At 63.6% G+C, this 23,555-nt stretch carries 23 protein-coding genes; 14 read left to right on the top strand and 9 right to left on the bottom strand.

The genetic code is table 11. From position 1 onward, the window contains the following. Window positions 1-183 precede the first annotated feature (183 nt). From L1071_RS14820 to doeA, 6 genes are all read right to left on the bottom strand, one after another. Window positions 184-2,598, bottom strand: coding sequence for an FdhF/YdeP family oxidoreductase (locus L1071_RS14820; RefSeq protein ID WP_246976406.1), 2,415 nt, complete (start codon window positions 2,596-2,598; stop codon window positions 184-186). A 93-nt stretch (window positions 2,599-2,691) separates the two neighbouring features. Continuing rightward, window positions 2,692-3,471: a formate dehydrogenase accessory sulfurtransferase FdhD gene (locus L1071_RS14815; protein ID WP_246976403.1), complete on the bottom strand. Its 780-nt coding sequence runs from the start codon at window positions 3,469-3,471 to the stop codon at window positions 2,692-2,694. Window positions 3,472-3,674: 203 nt separating this feature from the next. Beyond that, window positions 3,675-4,559: a LysR family transcriptional regulator gene (locus tag L1071_RS14810; RefSeq protein WP_246899903.1), complete on the bottom strand. Its 885-nt coding sequence runs from the start codon at window positions 4,557-4,559 to the stop codon at window positions 3,675-3,677. A gap of 6 nt (window positions 4,560-4,565) precedes the next feature. Then, the gene (locus L1071_RS14805) at window positions 4,566-5,042 is read right to left on the bottom strand and encodes an Lrp/AsnC family transcriptional regulator (RefSeq protein ID WP_246976400.1); all 477 of its coding nucleotides are present in this window, start codon (window positions 5,040-5,042) and stop codon (window positions 4,566-4,568) included. Window positions 5,043-5,061: 19 nt separating this feature from the next. Further along, the gene (gene doeB / locus L1071_RS14800; RefSeq protein WP_246976397.1) at window positions 5,062-6,078 is read right to left on the bottom strand and encodes a N(2)-acetyl-L-2,4-diaminobutanoate deacetylase DoeB; all 1,017 of its coding nucleotides are present in this window, start codon (window positions 6,076-6,078) and stop codon (window positions 5,062-5,064) included. Between the two features lie 31 nt (window positions 6,079-6,109). Then, the gene (doeA, locus tag L1071_RS14795) at window positions 6,110-7,309 is read right to left on the bottom strand and encodes an ectoine hydrolase DoeA (protein ID WP_246976394.1); all 1,200 of its coding nucleotides are present in this window, start codon (window positions 7,307-7,309) and stop codon (window positions 6,110-6,112) included. A 182-nt stretch (window positions 7,310-7,491) separates the two neighbouring features. Here doeA and ehuR point away from each other — a divergent pair, with 182 nt between their 5' ends. Next, window positions 7,492-8,895 (top strand): MocR-like ectoine utilization transcription factor EhuR, encoded by a 1,404-nt coding sequence (gene ehuR / locus L1071_RS14790; protein WP_246976391.1) that lies wholly within the window; start codon window positions 7,492-7,494, stop codon window positions 8,893-8,895. 63 nt (window positions 8,896-8,958) lie between these two features. Beyond that, window positions 8,959-9,891 (top strand): 2-hydroxyacid dehydrogenase, encoded by a 933-nt coding sequence (locus L1071_RS14785; protein ID WP_246976388.1) that lies wholly within the window; start codon window positions 8,959-8,961, stop codon window positions 9,889-9,891. A 142-nt stretch (window positions 9,892-10,033) separates the two neighbouring features. Here L1071_RS14785 and L1071_RS14780 read toward each other — a convergent pair whose 3' ends face one another. The 3 genes from L1071_RS14780 to zwf are packed head-to-tail and all read right to left on the bottom strand — an operon-like array spanning window position 10,034 to window position 12,896. Then, window positions 10,034-10,696: a bifunctional 4-hydroxy-2-oxoglutarate aldolase/2-dehydro-3-deoxy-phosphogluconate aldolase gene (locus L1071_RS14780; protein ID WP_246976385.1), complete on the bottom strand. Its 663-nt coding sequence runs from the start codon at window positions 10,694-10,696 to the stop codon at window positions 10,034-10,036. Window positions 10,697-10,727: 31 nt separating this feature from the next. After that, entirely contained in the window at window positions 10,728-11,402 is a 675-nt protein-coding gene (gene pgl, locus L1071_RS14775) for a 6-phosphogluconolactonase (RefSeq protein WP_246976382.1), read from the bottom strand. Window positions 11,403-11,420: 18 nt separating this feature from the next. Then, entirely contained in the window at window positions 11,421-12,896 is a 1,476-nt protein-coding gene (gene zwf / locus L1071_RS14770) for a glucose-6-phosphate dehydrogenase (protein WP_246976379.1), read from the bottom strand. Window positions 12,897-13,154: 258 nt separating this feature from the next. Between zwf and L1071_RS14765 the strand changes: the two genes are divergently transcribed. The 12 genes from L1071_RS14765 to L1071_RS14710 all read left to right on the top strand — a co-directional run bounded on the left by L1071_RS14765 (window position 13,155) and on the right by L1071_RS14710 (window position 23,553). Next, window positions 13,155-14,015: a MurR/RpiR family transcriptional regulator gene (locus L1071_RS14765; RefSeq protein ID WP_246976376.1), complete on the top strand. Its 861-nt coding sequence runs from the start codon at window positions 13,155-13,157 to the stop codon at window positions 14,013-14,015. Between the two features lie 111 nt (window positions 14,016-14,126). Further along, complete coding sequence (locus L1071_RS14760) at window positions 14,127-14,978, top strand: putative selenate ABC transporter substrate-binding protein (RefSeq protein WP_246976373.1); 852 nt, start codon at window positions 14,127-14,129, stop codon at window positions 14,976-14,978. Continuing rightward, window positions 14,975-15,673 carry an ATP-binding cassette domain-containing protein gene (locus L1071_RS14755; protein WP_246976370.1) on the top strand — a complete coding sequence of 233 codons (699 nt, stop codon included), beginning with the start codon at window positions 14,975-14,977 and terminating at the stop codon, window positions 15,671-15,673. Before L1071_RS14760 ends, L1071_RS14755 begins: the two co-directional genes overlap by 4 nt. Beyond that, the gene (locus tag L1071_RS14750; protein ID WP_246976367.1) at window positions 15,670-17,196 is read left to right on the top strand and encodes a PhnE/PtxC family ABC transporter permease; all 1,527 of its coding nucleotides are present in this window, start codon (window positions 15,670-15,672) and stop codon (window positions 17,194-17,196) included. Before L1071_RS14755 ends, L1071_RS14750 begins: the two co-directional genes overlap by 4 nt. After that, complete coding sequence (locus tag L1071_RS14745; RefSeq protein WP_246899933.1) at window positions 17,190-17,510, top strand: YnfA family protein; 321 nt, start codon at window positions 17,190-17,192, stop codon at window positions 17,508-17,510. Before L1071_RS14750 ends, L1071_RS14745 begins: the two co-directional genes overlap by 7 nt. A 157-nt stretch (window positions 17,511-17,667) precedes the next feature. Beyond that, window positions 17,668-17,964, top strand: coding sequence for a con-10 family general stress protein (locus L1071_RS14740; RefSeq protein ID WP_246976364.1), 297 nt, complete (start codon window positions 17,668-17,670; stop codon window positions 17,962-17,964). A 372-nt stretch (window positions 17,965-18,336) separates the two neighbouring features. After that, a complete protein-coding gene (locus L1071_RS14735) occupies window positions 18,337-19,044 on the top strand; it encodes a beta-ketoacyl synthase chain length factor (protein WP_246976360.1) in 708 nt (235 codons plus the stop codon). 156 nt (window positions 19,045-19,200) lie between these two features. Further along, the gene (locus L1071_RS14730; protein ID WP_246976357.1) at window positions 19,201-19,464 is read left to right on the top strand and encodes a phosphopantetheine-binding protein; all 264 of its coding nucleotides are present in this window, start codon (window positions 19,201-19,203) and stop codon (window positions 19,462-19,464) included. Between the two features lie 8 nt (window positions 19,465-19,472). Continuing rightward, entirely contained in the window at window positions 19,473-20,048 is a 576-nt protein-coding gene (locus L1071_RS14725; protein WP_246976354.1) for a COG4648 family protein, read from the top strand. Further along, window positions 20,038-21,834, top strand: coding sequence for an ApeI family dehydratase (locus L1071_RS14720; protein WP_246976352.1), 1,797 nt, complete (start codon window positions 20,038-20,040; stop codon window positions 21,832-21,834). The genes L1071_RS14725 and L1071_RS14720 overlap by 11 nt, the downstream gene beginning before the upstream one ends. Continuing rightward, a complete protein-coding gene (locus L1071_RS14715; RefSeq protein ID WP_246976348.1) occupies window positions 21,827-22,585 on the top strand; it encodes a glycosyltransferase family 2 protein in 759 nt (252 codons plus the stop codon). The genes L1071_RS14720 and L1071_RS14715 overlap by 8 nt, the downstream gene beginning before the upstream one ends. Then, window positions 22,582-23,553 carry a lysophospholipid acyltransferase family protein gene (locus L1071_RS14710; RefSeq protein ID WP_246976345.1) on the top strand — a complete coding sequence of 324 codons (972 nt, stop codon included), beginning with the start codon at window positions 22,582-22,584 and terminating at the stop codon, window positions 23,551-23,553. Before L1071_RS14715 ends, L1071_RS14710 begins: the two co-directional genes overlap by 4 nt. Window positions 23,554-23,555: the final 2 nt, after the last annotated feature.

Below are 23,555 nucleotides of genomic sequence, written 5' to 3'. Positions count from 1 at the left end.
CGGGTGATCCCGTTGAGTTGAGCGGCGTGCCCCCTGAGTGCAGGAGGGGCGTTAAAGGCGTCGTCCGAATGTTTTGTGTAATGCCAACTTATGTGGCGACGCTTATGTAGTATTTAACAGCATAGCGCCGCGACACCGGTTATGCGTCTCAACTTTGGTCGTACGGCACGTATCGCCAGCGCCTCAGGCGATTCGCTGGTTCGGCTCCAGACGCACCGCGACCGCCTTGGAGGTGGGCGTATCGGTGCCCACACCGACGCTTTCCAACGGCACTAGCGCATTGGTTTCGGGATAGTAGGCGGCGGCACACCCTTCGGGTGTCGCGTAGTCGACGATCCTGAATCCCGGGGCGCGGCGGGGCTCACCCTCGTGATCGAGCCCCACCAGATCGATCCACTGGCCGCTTTCGAGCCCCAGCCGCGTGAGATCGGCGGGATTGACGAACACGACCCGCCGCTGGCCCTTGACGCCTCGGTAACGGTCGTCGTAACCGTACACAGTGGTGTTGTACTGATCGTGGCTGCGCAGCGTCTGCAGTGTCAGCCAGCCATCATCGCGGCGTGCGTGCAGACGTTGATGCATCACCGCCGTGGGTAGCGGTGCGGCACAGAACGTCGCCCGCCCGGATGACGTATTGAAGCGGCGTTGGCTGGCGGCGTTTTCCAGCCAGAAGCCACCTGCCTGCCCCAGACGCGCATTGAAGTCCTCGAAACCGGGAATGACGGCCTCGATCTCGTCGCGAATGCGGTCGTAATCGGCCACCAGCGCGGCCCAATCGACCACGCCCGTGTCGATGCCTCGACGCGGCAGTACCCGTGCCAGCGTGGCCTCGGCAATCCCCGCAATGATCGCCGGCTCCGAGCGCAGCCATTCGGAAGCCGGTGCATGAATGCCGGCACTGCCGTGCACCATCGACATCGAGTCCTCGACGCTGACCTGCTGCGACGCACCCGCCTCGCCCTGGCGATCGATCTCAGTGCGCCCCAGACACGGCAGGATCAACGCGTCACCACCGGTGATCAGGTGGCTGCGGTTGAGCTTGGTGCTGATCTGCACATTGAGCCCCAAGCGGCGAAAGGCGCGCTCAGTGCGGTGGCTATCCGGCGTGGCCCGGGTGAAGTTACCTCCCAGCCCAATGAAAACATCGGCCTCGCCGAGTTCCAGAGCACGAATGGCCCCCACGGTGTTGTGACCCGGGGTACGCGGCATGGTCACGCCGTAACGACTTTCCAAGGCGTCGATCAGCCCCGCAGGCGCCGCCTCGTCGATACCCATGGTGCGATCCCCCTGTACGTTGGAGTGACCACGCACCGGGCACGGCCCCGCGCCGTGGCGCCCGATATGGCCACCTAACAACAGCAGGTTGACCAGCTCACGAACGGTATCCACCGAATGCTCGTGCTGGGTAATGCCCATCGCCCAGGTGATGATCATGCGCTCGGCGCGGGCAACGATATCCGCTACCTCCTCCATATGAGTACGCGTCAGGCCGGCCTGATCCTCGATCTCCGCCCACGGCGTGGCCTCGACCTGGGCCCGCCACGCGTCATAGCCGGCAGTGTGCGACTCGATGAAGGCGCGATCCGGCGTGAAGCGCCCCTGTGCCTCGAGTGCGAACAATGCCTTGGCGATGCCGCGTACCGCCGCCATGTCACCGCCCATCTTGGGCTGATAGTAATGCGAGGAGATGCGATGACTCCCCTGAGTAAGCATCTCGCGCTTGTTCTGCGGATCGGCGAAACGTTCCAGGCCGCGTTCCTTGAGCGGATTGAAGCTGACGATACGCGCACCACGCTCCGCCGCACGCCGCAAGTCACCGAGCATCCGGGGATGATTGGTGCCAGGGTTCTGGCCGAACACGAGGATGGTATCAGCGTGCTCGAAATCCTCCAGTTGAACGGTGCCCTTCCCCACACCGAGGCTAGCCTGCATGCCCACGCCACTGGCCTCGTGGCACATGTTCGAGCAGTCGGGAAAATTGTTGGTGCCGTAGAGGCGCACGAACAACTGATACAGATAGGCCGCTTCGTTGCTGGCACGCCCCGAGGTATAGAACAGTGCGCGGTCAGGATCGGGTAACGCCGCCAAGTGTTCGGCGATCAGCGCGAAGGCCCCCTCCCAGTCGATGGGGACGTAGCGGTCGCTGGACGCATCGTAGCGCATGGGCTCGGTGAGCCGGCCCTGGTCCTCGAGGCGAAAGTCATCCCAACCGCGCAGCTCGCTCAGCGTGTGGCGCTCGAAGAAACGCCGCGTGACGCGCTTCTTGGTGCTTTCCCAGGCCACTGCCTTGACGCCGTTTTCGCAGAACTCAAATGACGAGCCGTGCAGCGGATCGCCCCACGCGCATCCCGGGCAATCGAAACCATGCGGCTGGTTGGTGGACAGCAACGCCCGCGCGCCCTTGAGTGGCGCCTGGCTGCGCTTGAGGTGGCGCCCCACGCTTTGCATCGCGCCCCAGCCACCTGCCGGGCCGGTATAGGGTTCGATACTCGGCACGCGCGTCAGGGTCGCGTCCGCCTCGGGGAGACGTTCCCCGGTTTCGCTTGCGGAAGGTGCCTCGCGGTCGTCGGATAACGGAGTCTGGTGATGGGAAGCCATAGCATCCTCGATGACGTAGTGGGTAAAAATAGAGGAAAATGACGCGATGAACGTGGTAAATACCCGGGAAACGGAGCGGGCAGAACTCGAAGGCTATGCCGGACCACTCAAGCGTTCGAGATGTCGGCCACGATGACAACAGATCAAGTTGAGGTCGCAGGCGCGTGCGATTTCTACCGCCAAGGCAGAGGGCAATGACAGCGTGGCCAGGGTAGCAATACCGGCACGCACGGTCTTCTGCACCAGTTCCATGCTACAGCGACTGGAAAGCAACACCGCCGCCGGCATCTCACCACGGGACAATGCCTCGCCGATGACCCGATCCAAGGCATTGTGGCGTCCGATATCCACGCCGCGCGCCAGCACCTCGCCATCACCGTCGAGGGCCAGCGCCATATGCAGCCCGGCGCGGGCGTGACGCTGTAGACTCTCCACGCCACGCATCAAGGCCTCGGGCGCCAAGGGCGGGCGCGCCGGCAAACGTCTCAGGCCCTGCATCAACTGCGACTCCTCGGCCACGCCGCAGGCGCCGCAGCTCGACACCGAGGCCCCGGCGCGTTGCAAACCAGCGGCGCGCGCTTCGGTCTGCGACGAAACCGCCAGCCGCACCAACAGCCCGTGACGCAATCGCGACATTTGAATGTCCTCGACCTGCTCGGCGCGCTCGATCCAACCCGCCGTGAAGGCATGCCCCAGCGCCAGCGGTTCGAGGGCGTCGGGCGTCGCCAGCAACGTCACCATGGCGGTATCGTTGAGCGACAGGGTCAGCGGCTGTTCCTGCGGACCATCGAGCGTCCGCAAAGGCCGGTCGCGCTGGTCATCATAGCGCGAGGCAGCGGAAAATGAATGCGGTGTCACCACTTCTGACGGCATATAAAGGTCCAAACGGGAAATCAAATAACCCACATCCCCGGAAAAACGCTATACAGCGTCCTCATGCAGGCTTGCTCAAGGCAATCGCTCCACGGCCATCCGCGGGTCTTGAAAGGCGTTCTAACGACTACCCTAGCGCGCCGACCGCCTTCAGACCAATCGAGCTAAGCGATGCCTCGATAGAGCGGCTCGATCAAACCGAGCTAGGAAGCGGCCTGCCACAGATCGAGTACTGCTTGCAGGCGTTTTCCACGCGGCATCCCCTGTCGCCATAGCAAGCCAACACGATCGCCCGCGTCGGGAAGGCGGCGTGCCACGAGAGCCGACGTGCCATCGCCCTCCTGAAGCCAATAGCGGCGTATGAATTGCTCGGGCAGGATCGAGACGCCCAGTCCTGCCAGCAGCCACTCGCCAAGGGCAGCGGTGGCATCGGTTTCGAGAACGGGCAGCAACGACAAGCCATGGGCCGCCAGACGCGCCTCAAGCAAGTGGCGTTGATGCATTTCCGGAGTCAGCAGACACAGTGGGTACTCGGCGAGCTGCGCCCACTGCGGCGCTTCGGGCAAGGCAAAGTGCTCAGGGGACGCCACTAAGGCGGGATGCTCATCGAACAAACGACGATGCGCGAACCCCGCCATTGCCGGCGCATCCAGATAGCCGATACCTAGATCGAGACCGCCATCCTCCAGGCCCTGCGCCAGCATGGGGGTGGCGAGTTCACGCACGCGCAGCACGAGCCCGGGATGCGCGGCACGCAACGACGGTAACAAGGCAGTGAGCGCGTTCAGTGCAGTGGGGATCACGCCCAGCGTTAGACGGCCGACCAGCGGCGCATGCGGTGCCAAGTCACCGCGCAGGGCCTCGAATTCACCGAGTATGCGACGGGCATGCGCCAGTACACGCTCCCCCTCGGTGGTGAATCCTTCGAAACGATGGCCCCGACGAATCAACGGTGTGGCCAGTTCTTCCTCGAGTTGGCGCAAGCGCGCCGAGAGGGTCGGCTGAGTCACGTGGCATGCCCTGGCGGCGCGTCCAAAATGGCGTTCACGCGCCAGGGCACATAAAAACGCGAGCTGACGATGATCCATGACCCGCTACGAGACCTCGTCGTGCAAGTCCAACGGAGGCGTGGTGCGTTTCACGGTCTTGGTGACGATATAGGTGAAGTAGCGCTCGATCCCCAGGCCGTCCACCAGCCAGGCATCGATCGTGCGCTGATAGGCATCGATGGAGTCGGCCTCGAACTTGACCAGATAATCGACGCCGCCGCCCACCGCGACGCACTCGGTCACCTCCGGCGTCTCGGCGACGGCTTTCTCGAAACGTGCGAAACTCGCCGCCTGATGGGTCGCCAGCTCGATCTGCACCCAAACCGGCGTGCGCTTGACTACCATCGCGGGATCGATCCGGGCGCCATAGCCTTCGATGACGCCGGCTTTTTCCAGGCGCCGCACACGCTCCCAACAAGGGCTGACAGAGAGGTTGATCGCCTCGGCCAGTTTCGACTTGGTGATGCGCCCATCGCGCGACAGGATGTCGAGAATCTTGAGGTCGTAGCGGTCGAGTTTCATGTGGTGTGCCGGCCCATCCTCAACGCTCGAGACTATCGACGACTTCCGCGATCACCGCAATCGTATCGCCCATGTTCACCTGCGCCGGAAAACGCCGCGCCACCAGCACGCCATCGCGCTGAGCATGATAGACGACTGGCTCGCTACCGGTGCGCGTCATGTCGTAGATCCGCGCGATCACATCACCGCGCCGCACCGTCTCGCCCAGCGCGAAGCTCAACTCAAGCAGGCCGCTATGCTCGCTCTGCACGTAGCAAGAGGCATCGGGCATGTCCACGTACACCTGCTGGCCGGCCGGAGACTCCAGTTGCCCTTCGATCAGCCCGTAGTGAATCAGGAAATTGCGTACGCCACGTTCGGCGATGGCCATGCGCTCCGGCGTCGTGGTGCCGCCGCCGCCCAATTCGGTAGTCACGAAGGTCTTGCCCTGGGATTCCACGGCTGTGTCGTAGAGCTGGGTAGCGTCAAGCTCGAACATCATCATCGCCACCGGCGCGCCAAAGGCCACCGCGCCGGCCAGGCTTTGCGCTTCCTGGGTAGAATCGTCGAGACGGTGCGCCGCAGCGAAGGGCAGAATATCCAGCGTCCGGCCACCGGAATGCAGATCCAGCGCCACGTCGCACATCGGTACCAGTTCACGCGTGAAGTAATCGGCGATCTGCTCGGTGACGCCACCGTTCGGGTCGCCGGGAAAGCTGCGATTGAGATTGCCGCCATCCAGTCCTGAGGTGCGCTTGCCGGCAGTAGCGGCGGGCACGTTCATGATCGGCACGATGATCACGCGACCACGCACATCCTCGGCGCGCAGCGTGTTGCTGAGCTTGAGAAGCGCGTTAATGCCTTCGTATTCATCGCCGTGGTTGCCGGCGGTGAGCAGCGCCGTGGGCCCCGCGCCGTTGTTGATCACGGTGATGGGAATCATCACCGCTCCCCAGGCCGATTCATCGGTGGAGATCGGCAACTTGAGAAAGCCGTGCTGAATGCCGTCGGCATCGAAATCGACGGTGGGTGACACCGGGCTGGGTCGCTTGCTCATATCATGTTCTCCTCGTCTCGCGTCCCACGGCTCAGCACACGAACAGCTGGCGTGGAAAGTTGGCCAGCGTCTCGCAGCCAGTCTCGGTAATCAGAATGCTTTCGGTGATCTCCAGGCCCCAATCGTCCTCCCAGAGCCCCGGCATGAAATGAAACGTCATCCCCGGCTCGAGAATGGTGTCGTCGGAAGGGCGCAGGCTGATATTACGCTCGCCCCAGTCCGGCGGATAGCTGATGCCGATGGAATAGCCACAGCGCGCCCCGCCACGATCAAAACCATACTTGTCCATCGCCGTGCCCAGCGCCAAGGCAATATCGGCGGCACGATTGCCCGGTTTGGCCACCGCCAGGCCGTTGTCGATACCTTCGAGCAGTGCCGATTCGGCACGCAGGAACTGGCTCGGCGGCGTACCCAGAAACACCGTGCGCGACAGCGGCGCATGATAGCGCTTGTAGACGCCGGCAATCTCGAAAAAGGTACCCTCGCCCTTGCGAAACGGGGTGTCATCCCAGGTCAGGTGCGGTGCGGCGGCATCTTCGCCGGTCGGCAACATGGGCACGATGGCCGGATAGTCGCCGCCATAGATACGCCCTTGCGGATCGGTCCAGCCCTCGATGCCCACGCGGTAGATCTCGGAGACAACCTTGCTCTTGGGCACCCCGGGCTGAATGACTTCGAGGATACGCGAATGCATGCCCTCGACGATTCGCGCCGCGATGCGCATGTACTCGACTTCCTGCGGCGACTTGATGATCCGGCACCAATTGACCAGCGAATTGGCATCCGCGAAACGCGCGTGCGGCAACTCGCGCACGAGGCTCAAATACGCCTTGGCAGAAAAGTAGTAGTTATCCATCTCCATGCCGATGGTACCCTCGTGCCAACCACGATCCGGCAGGATCGACTGCGCCAGGTACTCCATGGGATGCATATCGGGATTTTGAACGTAATAATCCGGATAATAGGTAATGTTGTCCGGATGGATCCAACAGGTGCGTAATGCCCCGTTGGCATCCATGCGACGCCCATACCAGACCGGCTCGCCTTCCAGACCGAGCAGCACGCACTGATGCACATAGAAGGACCAACCATCGTATCCCGTCAACCACGCCATATTGGACGGATCGCTGACAATCAGGACGTCGATCCCTCGATGAGCCATGGCCGAACGCACCTTGTGCAGCCGGCTGGCGTATTCCTCACGAGTGAAAGGCAGGGAAACCTCAGACATGGCACCACTCGCCCGATAGAATTGCTCATCCCTGATCTCCCGGACGGGAGGCAGGACCCTGCATTCGATGAAATAAATTGTACTGATACAAGGAAGGGAAAAATCAGTACAATTGTCGATCAATGCGTTGTCGACGATACTAGCATTCACGCGCTGAGTGCCGTCAAAGGCTTTATTGTGTCATGACAATTGACCTGACACCCTATCTCCCGGCCCATGGGCCCAAGTACCTGGCCATCGCCCGAGCACTTGCCGAGGCTATTCGCCAGGGCGAGCTCACGCCCGGCACACGTCTGCCGCCACACCGCTGCCTTGCCGAGACATTGGATGTAAGCGTGCAAACCGTCTCGCGCGCCTACGCCCAAGCGGAAAAGATGGGCTTGGTGCAGGCCCGCGTGGGCAGCGGCACCTGGATCAACGCGCTCGATGACGGCCAGGAGGCCGAGTATCTACGCAGCGCCAACATGGCCATGGACGCCTCCCCCGTGGATCTGTCCATCGCGCATCCAATATGTCCGCCCGGGCATCATCTACGCTTTCGCGAAACGCTTCGCGACGTGGCGGACAGCGCGCATCCCGATGTCATCGATGCCTGCCGTCCCATCGCAGGACTGCCCCATCAACGCGAGCGCGCCAGTCAATGGCTGCACGACACGCTCGGCGTGCCCGGCACGCCCGATGACCGAGTGCTGTGCAACGGCGCCGCCCACGGCGTGATGCTGGCCATCGCCACACTGGTTCAGCATGGCGACGTGGTATTGACCGAGGCGCTGACGGACCACGGCTTGATCGCCTTATCACGCACACTGGGCTTGCAGCTGCGCGGCGTGGCCATCGACGAACAAGGGGTGATTCCCGAGGCCCTCGACGCCGCATGCCGGCGCTACCGACCGCGTGCCGTGTGCCTGACGCCCACCCAGCTCAACCCCACCGGCGCGACCATGGACAACGCACGCCGCGATGCCGTGGCCGAGGTGCTGGCGCGACACGGCACCTGGCTGATCGAGGACGACGTTCACGCCCTGCTCGAACCGCCGGGATTGAGCCCGCTGACAGCGCGTCTCCCACGCCAGAGCTTTCATGTCACCAGCCTGACCAAGGCCACCGTCTCGGGGCTACGCGCTGGCTATCTCAGCGTGCCACGCGGGCAGTTGCATCACACCCTGCCCCGGTTGCGCGCCACCAGTTGGATGGCCACACCGCTGGTCTTCGAGATCGCCGACCGCTGGCTGGCCGATGGCACCGTCGACGCCCTGGCCAGCGAGCAACGACAACTGCTCGCCGAGCGCCAACAACTGACCCGGACACGCCTCGTGGGGCACGCCATGGCCTCGCGCCCCACCGGCATGCATCTGTGGCTCGCCCTACCCGGCGCATGGCGTGCGGAAGAACTGCAACAACAGGCGCTTCAGGAAGGCTTGGCAATTTCCACGGCGCAGTCGTTCATGGTCGATCAAGGACCACCACCTCGGCGTATTCGCTTGAGCCTGGGGGGCGAAAACGATCTCGAACGCTTCGATCAGGGATTGACGATTCTCGGACGTTTGCTCGGCGAAGCACCGCCACCGATGCTACAAATCGTATAGCGCGATGGGCGCGCAGCAACGCCGCCCCTCATTCATCATTCACAACTACCTCATGAGGATCTCATGCGCATCTTGATCCATGCCGACGACGCCGCGCTCTGGAAAGACAGGCTCGCTTCGCGTTTACCCTCCGCGGAGTTCGCCATCAGTGGCGAAACGAGCGATTTCCAGGCTGACTACCTCGCGGCATGGAAGCCTCCAGCGTCACTGTTCGAGGCCCAGCCAGCGCTCAAGGGCATCGTCAATCTCGGCGCCGGCGTGGATGCGTTGCTCAACAACCCCGCACTGCCCCGCGACATCCCCATCGTCAAGCTGCGCGATGCCGGCATGGGCGAGCTGATCGCCGACTACGTGCGCTATGGCGTGCTGCATTTTCAACGCGACTTCGACCGTTACCGCCGCCAGCAACATCATGCGACCTGGCGCGAACACGCGCTCACGCCCAAGCGTGAATGGGGCATCGGCATTCTCGGGCTGGGTGCCATCGGCCGTCATGTCGCCCGCCAGCTCGCCGCCGATGGCTACCCCGTGCACGGCTGGAGCCGCTCGCCCAAGGCGCTCAAGGGCATCACCTGCCACCACGGCGACGACGGCCTCCAGACACTGCTCGGCAAGGTCCACACCCTGGTTACGCTGCTACCCGATACGCCTGCCACGCGCAGGATCATCGACCGCGATGCCCTGGCCGCATTACCCGACGGCGCCAGCCTGATCAATCCCGGACGCGGCACGCTGATCGACGAGTCCGCGTTGCTCGAGGCATTGGGTAACGGCGAAGAGGAAAACGGCCGACTGCGCGGTGCGCTGCTCGATGCCTTTCCCACCGAGCCGCTACCCGACGACAGCCCGCTATGGCCGCATCCACGCCTATGGATCACCCCGCACATGGCCGGCCCGACCCCCATCGACGAAGCCGCCGACCAGGTCGCCAAGGCCCTCACCGCCATGCACGCCGGCGAAGCCATCGACACCGTCGACCCCACGGCCGGTTACTGACAGGCCTGGGCATTGCCGACCTCTCCTTCGAACGGCGCCCGCCAACGTACGTGAAGCAAAAAAAGACCCGCCAAGTGGCGGGTCGGAAGAACAGCATCAGCTGTCGAGAGAGAAATGGTTGCCTGCTCAATAGCAAACAGTCTTAGTGATGAAAGCGTTCGGCGGCCTGGCGCGCCAGTTCGCGAATGCCGTCCCAGTCTTCGTTCTCGACCAGAGCATTGGGCGTCAGCCATGAGCCGCCCACGCACATCACGTTGGGCAGGCTGAGGTAATCGTCGGCGTTGTCCACGGTAATACCACCGGTCGGGCAGAAGTGGGCGTCGGGAATCGGACCACCAATAGATTTGATCGCCTTGACGCCGCCGCTAGCCTCCGCCGGAAAGAACTTGAAGCGCCGATAGCCGTACTGCCAGCCAGTCATCAACTCGGAGACCGTGGCCACCCCCGGCAGCATCGGCACCGCGCTTTCCACACCGTAGCGATAAAGCGCCTCGGTCGTACCGGGCGTAACCACGAAATCGACACCGGCCTCTTCGGCCAGCCGATATTGGGCGGGCGTCAGCACAGTGCCGGCACCGATACTCACGCCTGGAAGCGCGGCCCGCATGCGCCGAATGGCGTCCAGTGCACAATCGGTGCGCAGGGTGATCTCGAGTACGTTGAGACCGCCCTCGACCAAGGCACGCGCCATGGGCACGGCATCCTCGAGGCGATCGACCACCAACACCGGAATCACCTCCACCTTCTGGCAGATGCTGTCGAGTTCCGTCGTGCGGGTGGAAGGAAGCTGTTTGTCGATAGTCATGGGATGCTCCGGATGTTCGTAAACGCAGGGCTCAGGGCGCCCAGTACGTCGCGATCGGTTGAGAGAGGAAAGTGCGAATCGGCAGTTGCCGGGCATCATCGCCCCCCAACGCGTTGGCCAGGACACGACGCTTGTCCTCGCCGGTCATGTGCAGGACATGCAGATGGGCATCGGCCAGGCGCGCGGCGCTCAACGTGATGCGTGCCTGCGGTACACTGGGCGCATGCACCGCCACCGCCGCCTCGGATGTCTCAAGTGCCGTGGCCAGTTGTTCGCTATCGGGAAACAGTGAGGCCGTATGCCCATCGCCGCCCATGCCGAGGACGACCACACTGGCCGGCCACGGCAACGCCGCGACGCGTGCCGAGACCGCCTCGACGCCGTCCTCAGGGGTAGCGTCATCGGTGGTCAGGGAATGAAAACATGCCTCGGCAGCCGGACCGACGAGCAGCGTCTCGCGAACCAGACGTGCATTGCTGTCGGCATCGTCGTCGGCTACCCAGCGCTCATCGGCCAGCGTCACATCGATACGTGACCATGGCAGCGCCTTGGTGGCCAGGGCACTGAAGAACGGCTTTGGCGTGGAGCCGCCGGAAACGACCAGCAGCACCCGCTCGCGACTGGCCAAGTCGGCTTCGAGCGCCTTGGCCACGGTATCCGCGAGGCGCTCGGCCAGGTAACGACGGCCTTCCTCGATGCTTTTCATAATGGGCTGCCTATCCAATCAATAATCTTCATACCAGGAGCGCCCGTCCTGGGTAATCATGGCGATCGACGCCACGGGGCCCCAGGAGCCGGCCGGATAACGCCGCGGCGACATGTCACGTGCCTCCCAGCCGGCGATCAACTGATCCACCCACTTCCAGGCGTACTCCACTTCGTCGCGGCGCACGAACAGGTACTGCTGGCCCTTCATCACCTCGAGCAGCAAGCGCTCGTAGGCATCGGGAATCCGCGTCTTGGGGAAGGCGTGATTGAAATCCAGATGCAGCGGCCCGGGGCGTAGACGCATGCCCTTGTCGAGTCCGCTGTCTTTAGTCAGTACCTGCAGCGCGATGCCTTCTTCCGGCTGCAGACGGATGACCAGCTTGTTGGCCGCGATTCCGCGTTGGTCGGGATCGAAAATGTAGTGCGGCTGCTGACGGAAGTGGATGACGATCTGCGACATCTTTTCCGGCATGCGCTTGCCGGTGCGCAGATAGAACGGCACGCCGGCCCAGCGCCAGTTGGCAACCTCGAGTTTCATGGCGACGAAGGTCTCGGTATGGCTCGAGGTGTTGGCGCCTTCCTCGTCGAGATAGCCCGGCACACTCTCGCCGTCCACGGAGCCGCCGATGTATTGCCCCCGCACCACGTTGCGCGACAGCTCTTCACCTATCATGGGCTTGAGTGCCTTGAGCACCTTGACCTTCTCGTCGCGAATGGCGTCGGCGTCGAGATTCGACGGCGGATCCATGGCGATCAGACACAGCAACTGCAGCAAGTGGTTCTGGACCATGTCGCGCAACTGCCCCGCCTCGTCGAAGTAGCCCCAGCGGCCTTCGATGCCCACCTTCTCGGCCACGGTGATTTCCACATGCGAAATCTGGTTCTGGTTCCACTGATTGCCGAACAAGGGATTGGCGAAGCGCAGCGCGATCAGGTTCTGGACCGTCTCCTTGCCCAGGTAGTGGTCCATGCGATAGATGCGCGACTCGGGGAACACATCGCCGATGGCATCGTTGATCTGAATGGAGGATTCGAGATCGTAGCCGATGGGCTTTTCGACCACCACACGGGTCTCGTCATCGAGGCTGCCACTGGCATGCAGGTTGGCGCAGATATCACCGTAGATGCTGGCTGGCACCGCCAAGTACACGACCATGGGGCGCTGGGTAGCGTCATGCCAATCGCGAATGGCGTCGTACCCCTCGACGGTGGCAAAGTCGAGTTGCTGGTAGTCGAGACGCGCCAGGAACCGATCGAGACAGGCCTTTTCCAGCTCGTTGGGCTTGAGTCGCTTGTTAAGGGCTTCCTTGACGTTGGTGCGGAAGCCATCGGCATCATGTTCATGGCGCGCCAACCCCAGAATCCGCGTGGTATCGCCAAGCAACCCTTCGCGATCCAAGTGGTACAATGCCGGGTACAATTTGCGCAGCGCCAAATCGCCAAGCGCCCCGAAAAGGGCCAGATCGACATCGGGCGTAGTATCTCGACTCATGACGCGGCCCCCCAAAATCTGGTTAACTTACCTATAAAATAAGCCATATCAGGGCTCCTCGGCAAATATATTATGTAAATTTACTACCATGGCGACACGCGTTTGATCCCATTCGCGAACGACTTGGCTTGGCGACCCTGCGCCACCACGCTAGGATGCCTTTCTAACACAACGTAGTTACTTAATACGTGGTTACGTGACAACGTCGTTAATTGACCACCTTTCGACACCCTTGGCAGACAGAGACTCTCATTACGCATGCCAGCCTTCGATCTGATCGACCGTATCCGTTCCCGCTTGGACGAACTCAATCGTTCCGAACGCAAAGTGGCCGACGTGATTCTCCACGACCCGGCCGCCGCCACCGGCATGAGCATCGCGACGCTGGCGCAGACCGCGGCGGTCAGCGAACCGACGGTCAATCGCTTCTGTCGCAACTTCGACGCCAAGGGCTATCCCGACTTCAAGATCAAGCTTGCCCAAAGCCTAGCCGGCGGCACGCCCTATGTCAGTCGCAGCGTGGAACGTGACGATGGCGCCGCAAGCTATGGCGAGAAGATCTTCGGCGCCACCATCGCCGCCCTCGATGACGCCCGCCGCACGCTCGACGCCCAACGCGTCGAGCGCGCCGTCGATTATCTGATCCAGGCCAAACAGATCAGCTTCTTCGGCCTCGGTGCCTCGGGGCCTGTGGCCCAGGACGCGCAGCACAAGTTCTTTCGCTTCAACCTGCCTGTCACCGCCTACGAAGACGTGCTGATGCAACGCATGGTTGCCGCCGCCACTCATACCGGTGATGTCATCGTCATCGTCTCCTACACCGGCCGCACTCGCGAGCTGGTCGAGATCGCCCGTGTGGCACGTGACAATGGAGCCATCGTGCTCGGCATCACCGCGCCCGACTCGCCACTCGCCCACGAGTGTACCGAAACGCTCGAAGTCATCACCCCGGAAGACACCGATGTCTACATGCCGATGACCTCGCGCATGATCCACCTGGCCTTGATCGATGTACTCGCGACCGGCGTCACGCTGCGTCGCGGCGAAGACTTCCTACCGCACCTCAAGAAGATAAAGGACAGTCTGCAAGCCACGCGGTTTCCGATTCACGACGAGTAATCGTCGCGGCCGCGCTTGCCGCCACACCGCGCAGTCACGACAATAAGCGTCTCACCACTCTCATTGAGCCGCTTTTATTGAAGCCGTCTTTATGCAAACAGGAGTATGTCCATGCGCTGGCTCGTCGCCTGCCTGTTGATTCTCGTCAGCACCGCCGCATCGGCGGAAACGTTTCGCTTCACGGCCATTCCCGATGAAAACCAGTCGCGGCTCGAGGAGCGCTTCGACAAGGTCGCCCATTATCTTGAGGATCGACTGGGCGTGGAAGTCGAGTACGTGCCGGTCAAATCCTATAGCGCCGCTGTCTCGGCCTTCCGCAACGATCAGGTGCAACTGGCCTGGTTCGGCGGCCTGACCGGCGTGCAGGCACGCCGCCTGGTGCCCGACTCTCGCGCCATCGCCCAGGGCAAGGAAGACGCCGAATTCCGCACCTACTTCATCGCCCACCATGATAGCGATATCGACACGCAAGGCGATGACCTGCCCAAGAACGTGCAGGGCAAGGCGTTCACCTTTGGCGCCAAGACTTCCACTTCCGGGCGCCTGATGCCGGAATATTACATCCGCAACCAGTTCGGGGCGCCACCCAAGTCGCTGTTCTCGCGCGTCGGCTTTTCCGGCGACCATACGCGCACCATTGCCCTGGTCGAGTCCGGCACTTACGACATCGGCGCCGTCAACTTCAAGGTCTGGGATGCCGCCGTGGCCGATGGACGCGTGGACACCGACAAGGTCGACGTGATCTGGAAGACGCCGACCTACCCCGACTATCAATGGACCGTGCGTGGCGATGTTGACAGTCGCTATGGCGACGGCTTCACCGACAAGGTGCGTCAGGCACTGCTCGATATGCACGATCCCGAGCTGCTCGAGAGCTTCCCCCGTGAGGGCTTCATCCCCGCCGACAACGACGACTATCAACCCATTGAAGACGTCGGCGAGAAACTAGGCCTGCTGCGGTGAGTGTGGAGGAACTCGTTCGCTTCAACGGCGAGGCGCTGGGTCATGCACGCCATACCGTCCTCGCCGAGCTCACGCTAGGACTTCAGGCCGGCGAACGCGTGGCCTTGCTGGGCCCCAGCGGAGTGGGAAAATCGACCCTGCTGGCCGCCTTGCGCCAGCGCCTCGGGTATCGTGCGGCCTGGTGTCCGCAGGAGCACGGCCTGGTGCCGCCATTGTCGGTCTATCACAACGTTTATATGGGCCGCCTGGAACGCCATTCCGCGCTCGCCAACCTCCTGAATCTAATCCGCCCGAGGCGTGATGCCTGGCACGAGATTCAAGCGCTATGCGGTGAGCTAGGTCTTGAGGGGCTGCTCAAGCGCCCCGTGGCACAGCTCTCCGGAGGGCAACGCCAGCGCGTGGCCATCGCCCGGGCGCTCTATCAGGCGCGCGAGGTATTTCTCGGCGACGAACCGGTCGCCAGCATCGACCCGCACCAGGCGCGCCGCCTGCTGCATAGGGTGCAGAATCAACACACGACCTGTGTGATTGCCCTGCATCAGCGCGAGCTCGCGTTGACCCATTTCGACCGCGTGTGGGGACTGCGCGACGGCCGACTGATGCTCGATGCGCCGGCGCGCGAGCTGACACTTGACGATCTCGACACGCTGTATCCCGACGCCCACTCGTCCGATCCCCAACCGGAGCCGGCATGAGGGAAGAACGCGCGCCAGGCCTGCTCGCCGGTGACTCCCTCAATCTGCGCCTGGCCCGACGCTCGCTGGGGCTGATTGCACTGTGTCTGGTATTGCTGCCCTTCGCCGACCTGGCGATCACCACTCACGATCCTTGGGCCGAGCTGGGGCGCATGCTCTCCGGCCTGCTGCACCCCGACATCCTGGCGACCGAGTCACTGCCCCATGCCATCGCCCTGACCATCGGTTTTGCGCTGTGGGGCACATTGCTCGGTATGCTGCTGGGATTCCCGCTGGCTTTGCTCTTCCCGCACTCGCGCTTGCTACGCGGTGGTTGCGCGTTCGTGCGCGCCATCCACGAGCTATTCTGGGCGCTGCTTCTGCTGCAGGTCTTCGGCCTTTCGGCGGTCACCGCCATCGCCGCCTTGACGATCCCCTACGCCGGCATTTTCGCCAAGGTCTACGCCGAGATTCTCGAACTCACGCCGCGCGCGCCGGTCGATGCGCTGCCCGAGGGCGTCGGGCGTCTGTCGCGTTTCGTGTATGCCGAACTGCCCATGGTCTGGTCGCGGCTTTCGAGCTATACCCGCTATCGCTTCGAGTGCGCCATGCGCTCCAGCGTGCTGCTCGGGTTCGTGGGCCTGCCGACGCTCGGCTTCCATCTGGAAAGTGCCTTCCGCGAAGGACGCTACCCCGAAGCCGGCGCCTTGCTGTGGCTGTTCTACCTCATGATCGCCTCGCTGCATCTATGGGGGCACCGCCGCCTGCTGCCGTGGATCGCACTGGGGAGTCTGTTCCTGCTCGGGCCCTGGCCGGACATCGACGGCGCCCTGCTATGGCGATTCGTGAGTGTCGATCTATGGCCGCAACCCTTGCTCGAAGGGAACTGGAGCGGACTCTGGCAATGGTTCGGCGAGATCCCCGACCTGCTGCCCGCCATCGGCAACACCCTGCTACTGGGACTGATGGGCACCGCCGGCAGCCTGGTGGTCGCCTTGCTGCTGTGGCCGCTGGCCAGCCGGCATTTCGGCAACCGCCCCACCCGCATGGCAGGCAAGGGCGTCTTGATCCTGATGCGCTCGACGCCGGAACTGATGCTGGCCTTCATCTTCCTGTTGATGCTCGGCCCCTCGATGCTTCCCGCCTGGCTGGCGTTGTCGCTACACAACGGCGCACTGATCGCCTTTCTGGTAGCGCGACATGCCGATGCCATCGTGCCGGGTAGCCACGCACTGCCCGCGTCCGGGCGTTATGCCTACGAACTGTTGCCGCGCCTCTATGGCGGCTTGCTGGCACTGCTGTTCTACCGCGCCGAGACGATCATTCGCGAGACCGCGCTGCTGGGTATGCTGGGCATCGCCACGCTGGGCTTTCACATCGACTCCAGCTTCGCCTACATGATGTTTGATCAAGCCTTCGTACTGCTGTTGATTACCGCCGCGCTCAACATCGGCGTCGACGCCCTGGCGCGCCGCTACCGACCGCGCGAAATCGCCGAGACCCCAGGCCAGCACGACCGCCCCGCGGGAGAAGCCCCATGCTGATCACGACACTGCTGTTCATCGTCACCGCTCTGGCGGAAATCATCGGCTGCTACCTGCCCTGGCTGTGGCTTCGCCAGCAAGGCTCGCCCTGGCTGCTGGTCCCGGCGGCCGCCAGCCTCGCATTGTTCGCGTGGCTATTGACGCTGCATCCCGCCGCCAGCGGACGTATCTATGCCGCTTACGGGGGCGTCTACGTGGTCTGCGCCCTGGGCTGGCTGTGGGCCGTCGATGGCGAACCGTTGCAACCCACCGACTGGATCGGCGCCGGTCTCGCGCTTGCCGGGATGGGCGTGATCGCCAGTGGGTGGCGATAAGAAAACACCGCAGAAGATTACGTTTTGCTGCGCTGTGTTGCGCGTGAACCTGCTAATGTCTGGAAACGATGTGCCGCCCCATGGAGAGGGGGCATCGCCAGTGACAGGCCGACTGCCTGATCCCGTGTCGCTAACGTGTTCCATTGACGAGGTTCACATGACCACACCGCCACACCCGCCGATCAAGGACGAAGAGACGCCGCCCCCAACATCGCCTTCTTCAACGCCAAAACGCAGCACCGGCAATTTCGCCAACGACCCCGGGCGCGCCGCCGAGGCCGGGCGCAAGGGCGGCCAGGCCAGCCCCACCAACTTCAAGCATGACCCGGGGCGCGCCGCCGAGGCAGGCCGCAAGGGCGGCCGCGAGAGCCCCGGCAACTTCAAGCAAGACACCAATCGCGCGCGTGAGGCGGGTCGCAAGGGTGGGCGCCAACGCTCACCCCATACCTCGTGACGAGCACCGCGTGCATAGCCAGTCGCTTGCGCCACCCCGCAAGCATTACCTACGTCGTTCGCCGCCATGACTGACAGCCAGTCACGCGACGCTGACATAGACTGACATCTGACAGCACACAGATTCACGCGCGCCACACATCAGCGCCACGTGCCGTTTCCCTGCACCCGCAAATGCGGGTTTGGCCTCAGGCCGGACCGCCCGCCAGGGCGGTCATTTTTTACTCCCCATCCTCGCCTCACAGCCCCGTTGTCGGCGGCCCGAGACAGTAGCCATCATGCTACGACTCGGGTAGGGTAAACGCCTGTATACGTTGTTATTCACCCCACGAATCGAGCCAGCGGCATTCGCCGACGAAACGGAAACGACTGCATGACGACACCGGCCATGATGTACGTGCATGACTGGCGCGCCTGGCAGCCCGGCCGCCGCGATACCTCGCAGCCCCGCCTCAGCGTTGCGGAAAAACCCGCCGGCGGCCATGTGCCGGCCATGTTGCGACGCCGTTTGACCGGCATCGGTCGCGCACTCTGCGACATGCTGGCCGAACTCGATGTCGACGCCGACTGCCCCCTGCTGTATGCCTCCCGCCATGGCGACGGCGAACGCACCCTGGAAATGCTCAATGCCCTGGCAGAAGAAGCGCCATTGTCGCCGGCACGCTTTGGGCTCTCGGTGCATAACGCCATCCCCGGCGTATATTCGATCGGACGCGGCAACCGCCGCACCCAGCAGGCAATCGCCGCCTCGGGCGACGAATTCGCCGCACTGCTCGTCGAAGCCCGTGGCTATCTGGCACAGGGCGAGCCGGCAGTCATCATCGCCTTCGCCGAGCAAGCGATCCCCGCACGTTTCACCGCGCACTTCACGACCCCGATCGAAACCGCCGCCGTGGCACTGCGCGTGTCGTTAACGCCGACGCAAGACGCCTGGGCGCTGACACCACGCCCACTGACGAGCGACGACACCGCCGAGAGCCACCCCCAGCCCAGCGATCTCATCGACTGGCTATGCGGCACACGCGACGAACTCCATTGCCATCGGCCACGCCAGGCATGGTCATTGGTGCGCGGCGAATAATGCATGGACGAGATCACCCCGATGAACGTCGACGCCCTGCCCTATAACCGCTTACACCCTGTATCATAGGCCAGCCGGTATAGTGCGCCCCGCCGTCGGCAACGTTTACGCACACGACATACGCCTTATGCTGCATCGACGAGAATGGAGTCGCCCATGACGAGCGAATTGGAACACGAGCTCAAGCATCTCATCATCGACACCCTCGAACTCGAGGACGTCACGCCGGAGGATATCGATCCCGACGAGCCGCTGTTCGTCGAAGGTCTCGGCCTGGACTCCATCGACGCCCTGGAGCTGGGGCTCGCTCTGCAGAAGCGCTACGGCATCAAGCTGGAAGCTGATAGTGACGAAACACGCCACTACTTCCGCAATCTGCGCACACTCGCTGCGCTGGTCGAGGAGCGTCGCACCGCGTAGAGCCCAGCATGAATTCCCATACCCCATCGTCGACCGCACCGCGCTCGGCCCTGCTCAATCTGCTCTTCGTCATCCTGGCATTGGGATGGCCGTTGGCCGTGCACATTTTGCTGCCGCGTCTGGGCGCCTGGCCACTGCTGATCGCCCTCGTCGCACTGGCTTGGTGGCGGCTACCCGCCGCGCGCCGGGGATGGGGCTGGGGATTACTGATCGTCGGCGGGGGCCTGCTCGCTGCCGGCCACGCCGAACTTGGGGTACGCGCCTGGCCGGTGCTTCTCAATACCGCCATGCTAGCTGCCTTCGCTTACAGTCTGGCGCGGCCACCCAGTGCCATCGAGCGCCTGGCGCGGCGCCGCGAACCCAACCTCGGCCCGCGCGGTGTGCGTTATACGCGCCGCGTGACTCAAGCTTGGTGCGTATTTTTCGCCATCAATGGCAGCATCGCGCTATGGACCGCACTCTACGCCGACCTGGCCATGTGGACGCTCTACAACGGGGGCATCGTCTATACCCTGCTGGCGATGATGTTCGGCGGCGAATGGCTGATCCGCCGCCAGGTGAGGAAAACGCCCGATGACGAATGACGCAGCGCACGGCCCACTGCTGGCCACCCCGTGGCGCGACCGCGACCCTGCACGCGCCGTGGCCTGGCAAACCGACGCTTACGCCGAGGCGCCCTGGCACACGCTGGCGACATTTCAGGCCGACGTCGGCGCCTGGCAGGCGGCCCTGGACGCGCATACTGAGTCTCCCGATTACTGGATGCTGAGCACGCACGACCCTTACCGATTCGTCTGTGCGCTGATCGCTGCCTGGGAGCGCGGCGACCGTGTCATCCTACCGGCCGACACGCGCCCGGCGACACTCGAGGCCCTCGATGCCCTGGGTGCCGCGCGCCTGGGGGATATTCCCGGCGGCCTGACGCCGAGCGCTTCCCCACGCACGCCGCGCTGGGGCACGCTCGAGGCGGAGCGCATCGCCGTGAGTCTCTATACCTCCGGCTCCACCGGCGAACCGCAGCGCCTCGACAAGACGTTCGCCCAGCTCGACGCGGAGCTTGGCATGCATGCCGCACTATGGCCGCTCGAGGCACGCCTGACGCTGAGTCAGGTGAGTCATCAGCATATCTACGGGCTGTTGTTCGGCATACTGCGCCCGTTGTGCGAACGCAGCCCCTTCGCCAGCGAGGTATGCCGCTATCCCGAAACCCTGCATCAGTGGTTGGCGCACTGGCATGCGCAAACCCGGCGCGAGGCGGTGCTGATCAGCGCCCCACCAACTCTTGAGCGGCTTCCAGAGACACTCGACTGGTCGGCGGTCGACGGCGTTCTAGCACGCATTCATTCTTCCGGCGCGCCCCTGCCGCGCGATGCGGCCGAGCATGCCCAGCGCCTGCTCGGCGCCGAGGTACGCGAAGTCTATGGTAGCTCCGAAACCGGCGGCATCGCTTGGCGCGTTCAATCCCGGGATACTGGCTGGACGGCATTTCCCGACGTCGAGATAAGTGCCGATAGTGAACACCAATTGTGGCTACGCACACCATGGCTGGCCGACCCAGCGACCTGGACCCTGCAGGCCGACCGCGTGGCCGTCGACGACACCCGTTTTCAACTGCTCGGGCGCAGCGACCGTATCGCCAAGGTCGGCGGCAAGCGTGTCTCGCTCACCGCCTTCGACCGCGCCCTCGTCGAACTGCCCGACGTGCGCCGTGCCCATTGCGCTCCCCTGCCGAGGCGCGATGGCCGTCTGGGCGCCATCGTCGAGCTCACGCCCGAGGCCGTGCCGCACGATCATGCCACGCGTCGGCGATTGATCCAGACGCTGCGCGCCGCCCTGGCGCCACGCTTCGAAAACGTCGTGCTGCCACGCTACTGGCGCTTCGTCAAGGCCTGGCCCCGCGATGCCCAGGGCAAGCTTGGTGCTGCATGCCTATCACGCCTGTTCGCGGATCTCGACGATCCCCGCGCACCGCGCTGGCTGGGCGAAACGCTGGACGGTCCGCAAAGCGCACGTCTGACCCTGGAAGTGCCCGAACGTCTCGCCTATGTCGAAGGCCATTTCGCCACGCAGCCGGTAGTACCGGGCGTAGTCATGGTGCGCTGGGCGCTTCACGCCGCACGCGAAAGCCTCGGTCTGCATGGCGTGTGCCGCGACATGACCCGCATCAAGTTTCCCCTGCTGCTGCTACCGGGGGAGCGCGTCACCCTGACGCTCGACGCCACGTATGACAGCTCGCATGAAACCGCTCATGACGATACTCATAACAACGCCATGACGATCCGGCTACGCTTCACGTTCACCAGCCAGCGCGGTACTCATGGGACCGGCACGCTGACGCTGACGCGGCCGGAGGGCGCATGCCATGCGTGACGACGCCCGTGCCTGTGTCATTATTCCAGTCTACAACCACGCCGACGCGGTGGGGCGTACATGCCAGGCGCTACGCCGTCTGGAGGTCCCCTTGTTATTGGTCGATGACGGTTGCGAGCTCGCCTGTGCCGCCGTTCTCGAGCGCCTCGCCAGCGCACCACGCACACATCTGCTCAAACTGCCGCACAACCAAGGCAAGGGCGCGGCGGTCAAGGCCGGCCTGCGCGAGGCACAGCGGCTGGGCTTCACGCACGCCCTGCAAGTCGATGCCGATGGCCAGCACGACGCCGACGATCTACCGCCGTTTCTCGCTGACCTCAATGCCGACGACACCACGCTGCGCATCGGCTATCCACGTTTCGATGCCAGCGTGCCGCGCCACCGCTTCTATGCCCGTTATCTGACCCATTCGCTGGTGTGGCTGAGCACTCTTTCCTTCGCGCTGCGCGACACCATGTGCGGCGTCAAGCTGTATCCGGTGGCGGCGACCAATCGCCTGGTCGCGCGGCATTCCTGCGGGGACCGCATGCAGTTCGACACCGAGTTACCCGTGCGCTGGATATGGGCAGGGTGGCCGGTCGAGAACCTGCCCGTACGGGTCAGTTATCCCCTCGACGGCGTCTCGCATTTCGCCATGTGGCGCGATAACCGCCAACTCACCGCGATGCATTTACGCTTGCTCGCCGGTATGCTGCGGCGGCTGCCACGCCTGCTATGCCGCCATGCGCGAATAACAAGGAGTACCGGATGACCCCCAGCGACGACGACACGCAACGCGACGCACAGCACTGGTCGCGCGTTCAGGAGTCCGGCACCTTGGCCGGCATGCGCCTGATGATCTGGATTCGCCGCCACCTGGGACGCTGGCCGTTTCGGCTCATGCTGGTGCCGGTCATCCTTTACTACTATGCGATACGCCACATTCCCCGCCAGGCGTCGCAGGATTATCTCAAGCGCATCTGGCCACTCTATGCCGGGCGTGCGCCGCGCTGCGTGCACTGGTTGAGCCTGCGCCATTTCCTGGTCTTCGGCGGCATGCTGATGGACAAGATTGATGCCTGGAGCGGGCGCACGCTGGAAGCGCGTGTCGACGGCGAAGACCGTGCCCGCCTCGACGCCGCCATCCGCAGCGGGCGCGGCGGCCTGGTACTGGTCTCGCACGTCGGCAACCTGGAAATATGCAGCGCCATGCAGGAACGTCGCGACGACTTCCACGTGGTGCAGATCATGCACACCCGCAACGCCAGCAAGTTCAACGAGCTGCTGGCCCGCAGCAACCTGCGCCGCGCGCCGGAGATCATCGAGGTCAGCGAGATCACCCCGGCCACCGCCATGCTGCTCGCCGAGCGCATTCAACAAGGGCACTTCGTGATGATCGCCGCCGACCGCGTGCCACTTCACGACGGTGGCCGCACCCAGACGCTCGACTTCCTGGGCGCGCCCGCTGCCTTTCCCGAAGGCCCGTTCCATCTGGCCACCCTGCTGCGCTGCCCGCTCTACACGGTGGCCTGCCTGCGTGACGCCGAGGGCTACCGAGTGGAATTCAATGACTTCGACGACACTACCCACGTCAAACGCGTCGAGCGCGATGCCTGGCGCGAACAAGCCATGCGCCGTTACGTACAGTGGCTGACCGATCAATGCCAGCGCCAGCCACTGCAATGGTTCAACTTCTTCCCTTTCTGGGCTTCTTCGACAACGCACAAAGACGACGACTAAGT

Origin of the sequence: Chromohalobacter sarecensis (assembly GCF_023061135.1) — a bacterium.
In the GTDB taxonomy this organism is placed as follows: Bacteria; Pseudomonadota; Gammaproteobacteria; order Pseudomonadales; family Halomonadaceae; genus Chromohalobacter; species Chromohalobacter sarecensis.
This window is presented reverse-complemented; position numbering and strand designations above follow the sequence as displayed.

Coding starts and splice junctions, on each gene's coding strand:
- L1071_RS14820 (WP_246976406.1), bottom strand. CDS start 2,598: ATGGCTTCCCATCACCAGACTCCGTTATCCGACGACCGCGAGGCACCT.
- L1071_RS14815 (WP_246976403.1), bottom strand. CDS start 3,471: ATGCCGTCAGAAGTGGTGACACCGCATTCATTTTCCGCTGCCTCGCGC.
- L1071_RS14810 (WP_246899903.1), bottom strand. CDS start 4,559: ATGGATCATCGTCAGCTCGCGTTTTTATGTGCCCTGGCGCGTGAACGC.
- L1071_RS14805 (WP_246976400.1), bottom strand. CDS start 5,042: ATGAAACTCGACCGCTACGACCTCAAGATTCTCGACATCCTGTCGCGC.
- doeB (WP_246976397.1), bottom strand. CDS start 6,078: ATGAGCAAGCGACCCAGCCCGGTGTCACCCACCGTCGATTTCGATGCC.
- doeA (WP_246976394.1), bottom strand. CDS start 7,309: ATGTCTGAGGTTTCCCTGCCTTTCACTCGTGAGGAATACGCCAGCCGG.
- ehuR (WP_246976391.1), top strand. CDS start 7,492: ATGACAATTGACCTGACACCCTATCTCCCGGCCCATGGGCCCAAGTAC.
- L1071_RS14785 (WP_246976388.1), top strand. CDS start 8,959: ATGCGCATCTTGATCCATGCCGACGACGCCGCGCTCTGGAAAGACAGG.
- L1071_RS14780 (WP_246976385.1), bottom strand. CDS start 10,696: ATGACTATCGACAAACAGCTTCCTTCCACCCGCACGACGGAACTCGAC.
- pgl (WP_246976382.1), bottom strand. CDS start 11,402: ATGAAAAGCATCGAGGAAGGCCGTCGTTACCTGGCCGAGCGCCTCGCG.
- zwf (WP_246976379.1), bottom strand. CDS start 12,896: ATGAGTCGAGATACTACGCCCGATGTCGATCTGGCCCTTTTCGGGGCG.
- L1071_RS14765 (WP_246976376.1), top strand. CDS start 13,155: ATGCCAGCCTTCGATCTGATCGACCGTATCCGTTCCCGCTTGGACGAA.
- L1071_RS14760 (WP_246976373.1), top strand. CDS start 14,127: ATGCGCTGGCTCGTCGCCTGCCTGTTGATTCTCGTCAGCACCGCCGCA.
- L1071_RS14750 (WP_246976367.1), top strand. CDS start 15,670: ATGAGGGAAGAACGCGCGCCAGGCCTGCTCGCCGGTGACTCCCTCAAT.
- L1071_RS14745 (WP_246899933.1), top strand. CDS start 17,190: ATGCTGATCACGACACTGCTGTTCATCGTCACCGCTCTGGCGGAAATC.
- L1071_RS14740 (WP_246976364.1), top strand. CDS start 17,668: ATGACCACACCGCCACACCCGCCGATCAAGGACGAAGAGACGCCGCCC.
- L1071_RS14735 (WP_246976360.1), top strand. CDS start 18,337: ATGACGACACCGGCCATGATGTACGTGCATGACTGGCGCGCCTGGCAG.
- L1071_RS14730 (WP_246976357.1), top strand. CDS start 19,201: ATGACGAGCGAATTGGAACACGAGCTCAAGCATCTCATCATCGACACC.
- L1071_RS14725 (WP_246976354.1), top strand. CDS start 19,473: ATGAATTCCCATACCCCATCGTCGACCGCACCGCGCTCGGCCCTGCTC.
- L1071_RS14720 (WP_246976352.1), top strand. CDS start 20,038: ATGACGAATGACGCAGCGCACGGCCCACTGCTGGCCACCCCGTGGCGC.
- L1071_RS14715 (WP_246976348.1), top strand. CDS start 21,827: ATGCGTGACGACGCCCGTGCCTGTGTCATTATTCCAGTCTACAACCAC.
- L1071_RS14710 (WP_246976345.1), top strand. CDS start 22,582: ATGACCCCCAGCGACGACGACACGCAACGCGACGCACAGCACTGGTCG.